The sequence below is a fragment of the Cytobacillus gottheilii genome, assembly GCF_001636345.1.
GTDB classification, from domain to species: domain Bacteria; phylum Bacillota; class Bacilli; order Bacillales; family Cytobacillaceae; genus Cytobacillus; species Cytobacillus gottheilii.
In genome coordinates this window covers 2,612,724-2,621,413 of sequence record NZ_KV440945.1, presented here as the reverse complement: position 1 = coordinate 2,621,413, position 8,690 = coordinate 2,612,724, and the positions used below count along the sequence as shown (strand labels likewise).

General features: G+C 32.7%; 16 protein-coding genes and 1 pseudogene. 12 read left to right on the top strand and 5 right to left on the bottom strand.

The window, feature by feature from the left end; translation table 11 throughout:
- Positions 1–163 precede the first annotated feature (163 nt).
- Positions 164–616 (top strand): hypothetical protein, encoded by a 453-nt coding sequence (locus A6754_RS12675; RefSeq protein ID WP_066446087.1) that lies wholly within the window; start codon positions 164–166, stop codon positions 614–616.
- Here A6754_RS12675 and A6754_RS12670 read toward each other — a convergent pair.
- From A6754_RS12670 to A6754_RS12655, 4 genes are all read right to left on the bottom strand, one after another.
- Complete coding sequence (locus tag A6754_RS12670) at positions 600–944, bottom strand: hypothetical protein (protein ID WP_066446085.1); 345 nt, start codon at positions 942–944, stop codon at positions 600–602. The two genes, A6754_RS12675 and A6754_RS12670, sit on opposite strands and share 17 nt — an antisense overlap.
- Positions 945–1,197: 253 nt before the next feature.
- The gene (locus A6754_RS12665) at positions 1,198–1,599 is read right to left on the bottom strand and encodes a DUF3997 domain-containing protein (RefSeq protein ID WP_066446083.1); all 402 of its coding nucleotides are present in this window, start codon (positions 1,597–1,599) and stop codon (positions 1,198–1,200) included.
- Between the two features lie 110 nt (positions 1,600–1,709).
- Complete coding sequence (locus tag A6754_RS12660) at positions 1,710–1,922, bottom strand: hypothetical protein (protein ID WP_066446081.1); 213 nt, start codon at positions 1,920–1,922, stop codon at positions 1,710–1,712.
- A gap of 49 nt (positions 1,923–1,971) precedes the next feature.
- A complete protein-coding gene (locus tag A6754_RS12655; protein WP_066446079.1) occupies positions 1,972–2,409 on the bottom strand; it encodes an SMI1/KNR4 family protein in 438 nt (145 codons plus the stop codon).
- 295 nt (positions 2,410–2,704) lie between these two features.
- On the opposite strand from A6754_RS12655, the pseudogene A6754_RS23405 reads away from it, so the two are divergent.
- A pseudogene (locus tag A6754_RS23405) lies at positions 2,705–3,010 on the top strand (DUF6980 family protein).
- A gap of 239 nt (positions 3,011–3,249) precedes the next feature.
- Here A6754_RS23405 and A6754_RS12650 read toward each other — a convergent pair.
- A complete protein-coding gene (locus A6754_RS12650) occupies positions 3,250–3,630 on the bottom strand; it encodes a hypothetical protein (protein ID WP_066446077.1) in 381 nt (126 codons plus the stop codon).
- 127 nt (positions 3,631–3,757) lie between these two features.
- On the opposite strand from A6754_RS12650, the gene A6754_RS12645 reads away from it, so the two are divergent.
- The 10 genes from A6754_RS12645 (at position 3,758) to A6754_RS12605 (ending at position 8,674) form a co-directional block, all read left to right on the top strand.
- Complete coding sequence (locus A6754_RS12645) at positions 3,758–4,129, top strand: hypothetical protein (RefSeq protein WP_066446074.1); 372 nt, start codon at positions 3,758–3,760, stop codon at positions 4,127–4,129.
- 255 nt (positions 4,130–4,384) lie between these two features.
- Positions 4,385–4,546, top strand: a complete 162-nt coding sequence (locus A6754_RS23000; RefSeq protein WP_180320220.1) for a hypothetical protein — start codon at positions 4,385–4,387, stop codon at positions 4,544–4,546.
- Between the two features lie 324 nt (positions 4,547–4,870).
- Positions 4,871–5,182, top strand: a complete 312-nt coding sequence (locus tag A6754_RS12640; RefSeq protein WP_066446072.1) for a hypothetical protein — start codon at positions 4,871–4,873, stop codon at positions 5,180–5,182.
- 65 nt (positions 5,183–5,247) lie between these two features.
- Positions 5,248–5,469 (top strand): DUF6366 family protein, encoded by a 222-nt coding sequence (locus A6754_RS12635; RefSeq protein WP_306806925.1) that lies wholly within the window; start codon positions 5,248–5,250, stop codon positions 5,467–5,469.
- Positions 5,470–5,924: 455 nt separating this feature from the next.
- Positions 5,925–6,089 (top strand): serine kinase, encoded by a 165-nt coding sequence (locus A6754_RS22795; RefSeq protein ID WP_156495787.1) that lies wholly within the window; start codon positions 5,925–5,927, stop codon positions 6,087–6,089.
- Between the two features lie 87 nt (positions 6,090–6,176).
- Positions 6,177–6,404 carry a hypothetical protein gene (locus A6754_RS12625; RefSeq protein ID WP_066446070.1) on the top strand — a complete coding sequence of 76 codons (228 nt, stop codon included), beginning with the start codon at positions 6,177–6,179 and terminating at the stop codon, positions 6,402–6,404.
- Between the two features lie 67 nt (positions 6,405–6,471).
- Positions 6,472–7,164 (top strand): Type 1 glutamine amidotransferase-like domain-containing protein, encoded by a 693-nt coding sequence (locus A6754_RS12620; protein WP_066446067.1) that lies wholly within the window; start codon positions 6,472–6,474, stop codon positions 7,162–7,164.
- A gap of 152 nt (positions 7,165–7,316) precedes the next feature.
- Positions 7,317–7,688 (top strand): hypothetical protein, encoded by a 372-nt coding sequence (locus A6754_RS12615; protein ID WP_066446065.1) that lies wholly within the window; start codon positions 7,317–7,319, stop codon positions 7,686–7,688.
- A 40-nt stretch (positions 7,689–7,728) separates the two neighbouring features.
- Positions 7,729–8,277 carry a hypothetical protein gene (locus A6754_RS12610; RefSeq protein ID WP_066446062.1) on the top strand — a complete coding sequence of 183 codons (549 nt, stop codon included), beginning with the start codon at positions 7,729–7,731 and terminating at the stop codon, positions 8,275–8,277.
- Positions 8,278–8,302: 25 nt separating this feature from the next.
- The gene (locus A6754_RS12605; RefSeq protein WP_066446059.1) at positions 8,303–8,674 is read left to right on the top strand and encodes a VOC family protein; all 372 of its coding nucleotides are present in this window, start codon (positions 8,303–8,305) and stop codon (positions 8,672–8,674) included.
- Positions 8,675–8,690: the final 16 nt, after the last annotated feature.

Genomic DNA, 8,690 nt, shown 5'->3' with positions numbered 1-8,690 from the left:
AATCAATAAAAGCTGGAACAAAACATGAAAAAGTGATCATAGGGTTGGAACTTACCGGGCACTATTGGATTACCTAATAATGAACATTATTTTTAGATTCTTTTAATATAAATAAATATTTACTCATTTATCTGTATAATAATTTATAAAGGGAGGGAAAGTGGTGAAGAGAAATAAGTTAATATTTTTGATCATAGCTTTTATAATCTTTGTTTTTTTTGCATATGATTTTTTAAAAGGTAGGCATATAAGTGAACAATATTTATATGAGGGGAAAAGTGAAAATTGGAAAGTTTCATCTACTTTTACTAGTAAAGGCCATGTGAATTACCAAAGTAAAATAATAATAGAATACATCGGTAAAGATAACAGCATAATTGATGTTAATACCTGGTCATTAGAAGGAACTGGTTATGGTATTGGTGGAGGAGAGCAAACCTTAAAAGATAATAAAATAATTAAAACTAGTGACTACGAAGACTTCCAATTTAAACAGTCAGATCAACAATCTTTTTCAATCGAATGGTTAGATGAAGATGAGGAATTTAAGTTATATCAAAAAAATAGTAATAAAAATTCACTCGTATCTCATTCTATGTTCACTTATTCCGAATAAATTTTAATAGTAGCGCAATTATTAAAACAATTAAGTATGTAGTTACAAACGATAGGATAAAGTTAAGCCTTGAGAATTTAAAGTCAATATCGTGATCTAAGAAATCTGTTTGAAGGCCAAAATAATTAGGAAAACCCTTTATATCAATTATATCGTTTGCACCTGAACTAATTAGGTCTTGCTCTATGTATCTGAATGGTAGACCAAATTTCGCATTTTCTGCCTCTTCAGGTGACTCGATATGGCTAGGAAAGAATATTGAAATGAATACAAAAGATAAACTTAGGAAAGGAATAACAATTACAAAAATTAATATTTTTTTAATCACTGATTTACCTCCTAAACTCATTGCAACCAAGTTATTAAATTTAACATTGTGAAAAATCACCTAAAAATAATGTAGTATAAAACTAATAAAAAAGTCTATTAGGATTCAATGAATGTTATTATTTATTAGTTGAGAGGGGATAATGAGACATCATAAAGAGTTAATTTTAAGTGACCTATTCATTTGTCTTGCTTTTTGTGTATTGTAGTTTTTATTCTTCCATCTGGTATACAGTAGGTTACCAGATATATTATTAATAATCCTTATCTAAATCTTGGACTTTTATTAATGAAATATCTTCATCTATACCATATTCTTCTTTTTTACTCATAAAGTTCTCAGTATTTAAAGGGCCAGTTACTTTCCCACTTTCTATTTTGATAATCCAAAAACTCTTGCTTTCTTTACCTTTTCGCTGCTTTGCAATAATATATTCTTCATTCCATCCAACCTCTATGACTTCAGCAGGGACAACATCAGCACCCCAAACATCCTCACCTAATTTAGGTGCAATTGTAATATTGTTTGCTGATGTTCTAATAATTGAATGTTTGCCCGGTAAATCGATTTCATAATCAGATGCTCCAGCGCAACCTCCTAAAAACAAAGTTACCAAAATGAAGAAAAATTTAAAGTTTCTACTAGTAGTATACATATAATCTCACAATCTTTCTTTTTTTATAAATCTAACACTTATTTCAAGTTTTTCAAGTTACTTTCCTTTTTTTATTAGATAAAACATTCTATAAATCATATGTAATATTTTTACAACTTCCCTTCCTTAATCCAAGACCAAATACGATAACTGCCAAATAACGAGACGAATAAGAGTAATAATAACGTAATAAACCAAATTGTTAGTCTGCCAACTTCCTCTAATTCTTTAATATTGCTAAATACAAAGAAGGAGCTGGCAATAAACATAAAGTAACAAATCACATTTGGTATGATCCAGATGATTCTTAATTTATTCTTCAAATAGACACCCCCTTATTTATATCAACTAGTGAACATTGATTAATAATACTTACTCGTCTTCATAATCATCATCGTTTTCTTCTTCTGAAACCGACACGATAAACTCCTTCAAAGTAGAAGCATATTTTTCATGAGCTGCAACTTCATGAGACCAAAGATAAATAGCATCACCCATGATTCCTTGGTTCACTATAAAACATAATTTATCTCCGGATCCGTCTTCCCCGATTGTAATGAGTTCTTTAGGCATAAATTCTTCTCGGACTTCTGTATTCTGTCTTACAATATCATCCCAAGTCTTCTTTGGATTTTGCTGGTCTTTAATAGGATAAAGTATCCAATCGCCTATTTCTGCATTGTTGACTAATTTAAAAAGTTCTTTGTATTGAACAGGAAAAATGGCACCTAATTTCTCTTCGGCTTCTTTAATACTCATTTCATTAACTCCCAATTTGCGCGTTTGAATTAGTTTTCCGACATCTTCCATTTTATCATCTCCTCTTTATGTGTTTATAACTAGAATAGTAAGTGTTCTAGGACATTATAAAAATGAAAACAAATGCTTTTCGAATTTAAATGTAACTAACTTTTATCAGAAATATCAAGGCTATCAATTGTATGTCAAATAAATCTTGTTTTTTCATTCCGAAGTACAATTGCTTTTTTAAATTCCATTTCCATGCTATAAATAGTTTATAGGGAAATTATACCATAAATGAATTCCTCAATTAATTAATACAATTAAGACAATCTATGTTTGAATAATCTTAAGATCTAGAAGTTTGAACATCCATATAAAATTGAGCAAAAAACATTGCTGTGAATCTATGACTGATATGATCAATCAACTTGAAAATTCATTTGATTGTCCTGATAAATTAATGTTTTATTCTTCTAAATTTGATGAATACAGAATAATAATCCACGATGGAGGGGATTCATTTATAGAAATTTCCTTCTGTCCTTGGTGCGAAGTAAAACTATCAATGTCAAAAAGAGTTCGAGACCCTTGAAAAATTGGTTATGATGACCCGATTGAACAGGATATTCCAAAAGCATTCAATTCTGATCAATGGTATAACAAGTAGCCTCTATTATAGGAACTTTTTCAAAAGCACTTATGTCATTAATAATTGGGGTTATACATAATCGGTTCTACTCCACACTGAATAACAAATTTGATAAATCACACTTTTTTCTTAAGAGGTTTTTCAAGAAAGACACAAAGTTAACCATGTTCAGATATGGGGAAGATCTGAGTGAGTATGGAGATAGCTGCTCTTTAAGTTGATCTTAGATTATTAGAGAGGATATATAGTGCGGCAAATTATTTCTTGTCGAGAGTAAAACTTTCCTTCTTGTCATTCCATTCTATTGTCATGATTATTTCTGTATCTTTCGTTATCTTTGCATTGGTTGGATTACTCTCACTTTTGTCACTAAGAGTTCCACTTGCACTTAATGTGGCTCCATTCCTGAAAAAATTCCCAACACTTTCTACAACATAATTAATATCTCCAACACTATTTACATCTTCCCCAACATACCTTAATGCAAGTTCTTGTGTCTCAAAGTCGTTGCTTGTTTGTATAACCTTTAGTTCAGCAGACCAATTATCAGTTTCACCCGAATAAATATATGTCTCGGAGCTGCAAGCTGTTAAGAATAATAACAAAATAGCGAACAGAATGCCTGTTTTTTTATTCATAAGATAGTCACTCCTTCTTTAAATTGGAAAATTCTGATATTATTATAATATATATAATCACTTAATGATAGCTATTACAAAATATCCATAAAAAAGATCTAGAATTGACTAGTGGGGGAAATAATGTATGAAAACAAAAAATATTATCATCGTCCTGTCTGTATTACTAAATCTTACGTTAGGAATTCTTTTCTATATTGAGGCGCAAAGATTAGGTCCTGTTGATGTCGGTTTTGATTTCAAAGAAGCAGTTAGAATGGAACGTTATGCTGATGCAAGGAATCTTATGACTGAGGAAAGAATAGATGCAATACCGGAAGATACATTAAAGAAAGTTAATGAAATGATGAGTTCTGGAACAAGCTTCAAAACCTATCAATTATTAGAATTCACTAATGGAGAAATGGTTTTGTTAAACTTAACACCAAATAAAGAATATGAGATTCAGAATGTTACCATTGTTCCGGATGAAATGAAGTCGGTGTTTAGCGAGTTATAATGTAATAAAAAGTATACTTACGAAAACTCTATAATATCGTTTTTTGTACCTGGGAAAATATTTAGGTGTGACAAATATCTAATATTATCCTTGTTCCTACTTTAAGAATTGTCTCAAGGAGATTTAAACATAACAAAATTTTAGTAGAAAAAAGAGAACAAATTCAATTATATTTGCTTGGTTGTAACTTGAATCAGCAAAAGCAGGAGTTCCAAGTTAGCTTAGGGTAGTAAAGAGAAAAGAGGAGGCCAAAAAGTGAAACGGTATGAATACATGGTAGAAAATATTCAAATTCAATTAAGAAACGGTACTAACTTTGAAGATATCATAACTGAGAAGTTGAATACTCTGGGCAGAGAAGGATGGGAACTTGCTGGTGTGAATGGGACTGTTTATTACTTTAAAAGAGAAATCTAGAGATAGCACTCTTGTTAACTAAAATTGCTTTAACTCTATGTTAAAAGAATAATGTTTTCTGCAGCTGCCATCCTTTCTTTGGCGGCTCTTTATTATGCAAAATTATGGATATTTCTGTTATAATCAAGATAATTGAATATTTAGCAAATATGTGTAAACGGCTATTTTTATGATGGAGAATTTCTGCATTTGTCTGCAAGGAAGAATGCTGTTCCGCATGGCTCTAAATATGGAAGTCCATAGATAGAATGGTTAAGTTGATTGATATAGTATTTCATTTCTTATTTAGAAAGCGGTGATGGCAATGTTGAAAGCTTTTTTATTATGATAGGAATTTTTTTATCGATCGCTTTAATAAAGCTGAAAACGATAAAAAAAGAAATGAAAAATAATCCTAGTAAGCTTCTATTTGAACTTCTGATTGTTTTTTGCTTTATCACTTTTTGGGTAAGTGTCTCTGTAGATTATTATTTACTTTCCATTATTAGTGCCATCGTTATATTTTTACTTTTAGTTAAGAGAATTATTAGGCTTTGGTCTACTGATCGGAAGGGCGCTTTAATCATGATCATCCTATTTATTGTCGTATTGTTATCGCTCTATCGCTTAGTAAATCTCCAGTCTGCAGTAAGTTAGACTCATTCAAACACGTTAAGAGAAAGGAAACAGATGAAACAACTGATTTTCAGAAAAATTGTGAGGTGTGTCGAGATGAAAAACCAAGAAGAAACAGTGGAACAAAAAAGAGAGCGGTTAAGACAGCAGGAAATGCAGCCAATCCAACTGGTATCATGAACGATTCTATAAATAGTGCATACAGTGGGAATCTCCATGAATTAGTTAGAAGCTTAGGGTGGAAGGGTGCAGGAATTCTGTTACTTGTTGTTGTAATGGCTTTAATCATTGTAACATTCATTTTATAGTCAGATATAAGATTAGCAGAGAAGTGAATTTTATAAATTTACACTGTACCATACCTTATAAATTTGGCCATCATAATCAGTATGAACAATATTTTTGGGAACACTAGCAAGATAAAATGCTAACGCAAAAGCAATTTTTTCGTCAGGTGTTTGATATCCATTTATTCCCTCAAGCATTAATTGATTTGATAACGAGTGCGCTCAAACTTCAGCTTCTCTTAGACTATCAAAAATAAAATCTTCCACTTTCCATCTAATTTCCATGGTTTAACCTCTTTTCATTTGCAGATCTGTTTTTAATAATTGAGTGATTTATAAAAGGATCAACGAACATTTTTTAACAATACGTTCACTTGAATAAATAAATATCGTATTACATTTTCATTTAAGGAATCAACACTTTCTGTGCTGTTAAAAACCACTTTTATAATTAGGTAGAAAAGAAGGAGTGAAGAATGCGAGTATTTTTTTCTGTAATACTTATTTTGTTTGGCAGTTTCTTGTTTGCTCTAACTGTGGATCAATTTGGCAAGGTAGGTAACTTTATTATGAATGGTATTGGGCTTATTTGTGTAGCTGGCCCAGTATATTATATTAAGGCGAGAAGGAAAAAGAAATGAAATTTAACAAGTTCTAGATTCAAAAGGTAAGGAGGTATTTCCATCCAGCATGTTAATTGGATAAGTGGAGGTTATAAAGAAGATCGTATGATTTTTGATTCTGAGTATGAAGTCGAGGAATGGGTCGATTCTTTGTATTCTGATATGGTACCTTACTTGGCGAATAACATCAATATTGGCTACGCGACACCGGATCAGAAGGTGGTAAAATCTTTAGAAAATCATTTACCGTGCAGGGTCGATTTTAATGAAGTGAACATTCAAATACATAGTGAAAAAGGAAAAGAAGACGGGAAGGTTATCTATAAAATATAGACACAGCAGCTCTCATAATTAATTGCAAAGCAATGTAAATTATTAATCTACTGGAGGTGTGATATAAATGAAACAAATCATCGCCCTTGGAGGAGGCGGGTTCTCTATGGAACCGGATAATCCACTCTTAGATTCTTACATATTGAATCAATCAAATAAATCGAAACCTAAAATCTGTTTCGTTCCGACAGCCAGTGGTGACTCTGACAGTTATACTTCAAGATTTTATCAGTTTTTTGAACAAATGAATTGTGAACCTTCTCATCTTTCCTTATTCAAACCGCCAACTAGGGATTTAGCAGGTTTTTTACTGGAAAAAGATATTATTTATGTTGGCGGCGGTAATACAAAAAACTTATTGGTCTTATGGAAAGAATGGGGATTAGATCTGGTGATGAAAGAAGCTTGGGAACAAGGAACCATCTTAGCTGGAATTAGTGCAGGCTCGATCTGCTGGTTTGAAGAAGGAGTTACGGACTCCTATGGAGACGGACTGGAACCATTGACATGTCTCGGTTTTTTACAGGGAAGCAATTGTCCGCATTATGATGGAGAAGCAGAAAGAAGACCGTCATATCATCAGCTTATTTCAGCTGCCAAAATTAAACCAGGGGTTGCTGCTGATGATGGCGTTGCACTTCATTATATAGGACAGGAATTTACGAAGATTGTGAGTTCAAGAGCTAGTGCAAAGGCTTATGCAGTAGAATTTCCATTAAAAGAAACAGAATTGCAGACAGAATTTCTTGGTTCAACTTAAGGTGTAATTCGGTAACGGTTTGTTTTCTGTACATAATATGTTGAGATCCAGAGAAACAACAACTTTTCTAACTAGGTTTATGCTCTTCAATAGGAGGAGTTTATTCCCAAGTTATAGAAATAGTATCGTGGTGTTGGAAAAGGGGAGAACGTGTGAAAAAATGGCTTATAATCGCTGGCACAATAGGAATCATTTTACTCATTATTGCTATAAATAGTAAATTCTATTATCCTGCATTGCCCATTGATACGATGAGCAAGAAAGAAGTCATAGATTCTTTACAGTATAAAGATATGATAAAAATAGGCGCTGATCAAAAAAATGAATGGTATATGACTAAGAAGGACAAAGGAATGGCCAATGAAAAAATAAAGGATATGATTCAAGAGAAAGAATGGAAATTTCGCAATTACGACGGCAATGGTCTTTTCTTTGAAAAAAAGGATAAAACACTAATTGCTTCTACTCAAATGTGGACAGGGGATTATGTACTTGTAAATGTTCCTCTAGTCTGGAAACAGTAATCAGCTGTGTTGTAAATTTAGATAGTGTGGTGTGGTACATATGGCTTTTGAAAGCGCGGTTTACCCAGCATTTATTATGAAAAATAAAGAAGGTTATGGCGTTCATTTTCCGACATTGTATCCTGAGACGGGATGGAAGCATTATAAAAGCCTTGGCAAGACAAAAAAGGAAGCTATTCTTACCGCAAAAAAGGACTTAGCTTATTTTCTTGCGGGTATCGTTTATGATCATGAAGAGTTGCCTAGTAATGCTCCTATTCCTGCCGACTTAGTAACGGAGCAAATGGAACTTGTTTGGATCACTACTGTATATAGTGATTATGCGAAAGAGATAGAAGAACATCTGATTGGGCGTCATTGGCATATTGATTACAATCGAGATATGAATAGTGAATATAAAGCGGTTGCCTATAAGAACGAGCAAGGGGAGTGGGAGGTAAGAATTGACTGTTATCTGCCTGTCGAGGAACAGAAGCTACTGCAGATTTGTCCTAGCTATCCCTTAATTTGTTTGGCAACACGCCGAGCGGAGGCAGAAGAGAAGTTTGATCGTTTTGTGTTAAAAGTGGAAGGGATTCTTAATAAATAAAAAATACGCGAAAGGAGACTTTATGATGAAACTTGGAGCATTTTCTGTGAGTTTGAATGTTAAAGATATACATGTATCAAAGGAATTTTACGAAGCTTTGGGATTTAAAACTCTAGGAGGAGACATAAGTCAAAATTGGCTGATCATGAAAAATGAACATACTGTGATAGGGCTTTTTCAAGGAATGTTTGAGAAAAACCTTCTGACTTTTAATCCAGGCTGGGATGGCAATGCTGAAAATCTTGAACATTTTACAGATGTGCGTGAATTGCAAAAAGAATTGAAAGAAAAGGGAATACGGGTTATAAAAGAAGCTGATGAATCAACAGAAGGACCGGCATTCATTACACTGGAAGACCCAGATGGGAACCCTATTTTAATTGATCAGCATCGATGAAAATTATGTATGATAC

Coding starts and splice junctions, on each gene's coding strand:
- A6754_RS12620 (WP_066446067.1), top strand. CDS start 6,472: ATGAAACAAATCATCGCCCTTGGAGGAGGCGGGTTCTCTATGGAACCG.
- A6754_RS12645 (WP_066446074.1), top strand. CDS start 3,758: ATGAAAACAAAAAATATTATCATCGTCCTGTCTGTATTACTAAATCTT.
- A6754_RS12640 (WP_066446072.1), top strand. CDS start 4,871: ATGATAGGAATTTTTTTATCGATCGCTTTAATAAAGCTGAAAACGATA.
- A6754_RS22795 (WP_156495787.1), top strand. CDS start 5,925: ATGCGAGTATTTTTTTCTGTAATACTTATTTTGTTTGGCAGTTTCTTG.
- A6754_RS12655 (WP_066446079.1), bottom strand. CDS start 2,409: ATGGAAGATGTCGGAAAACTAATTCAAACGCGCAAATTGGGAGTTAAT.
- A6754_RS12650 (WP_066446077.1), bottom strand. CDS start 3,630: ATGAATAAAAAAACAGGCATTCTGTTCGCTATTTTGTTATTATTCTTA.
- A6754_RS12605 (WP_066446059.1), top strand. CDS start 8,303: ATGAAACTTGGAGCATTTTCTGTGAGTTTGAATGTTAAAGATATACAT.
- A6754_RS12610 (WP_066446062.1), top strand. CDS start 7,729: ATGGCTTTTGAAAGCGCGGTTTACCCAGCATTTATTATGAAAAATAAA.
- A6754_RS12665 (WP_066446083.1), bottom strand. CDS start 1,599: ATGTATACTACTAGTAGAAACTTTAAATTTTTCTTCATTTTGGTAACT.
- A6754_RS12625 (WP_066446070.1), top strand. CDS start 6,177: ATGATTTTTGATTCTGAGTATGAAGTCGAGGAATGGGTCGATTCTTTG.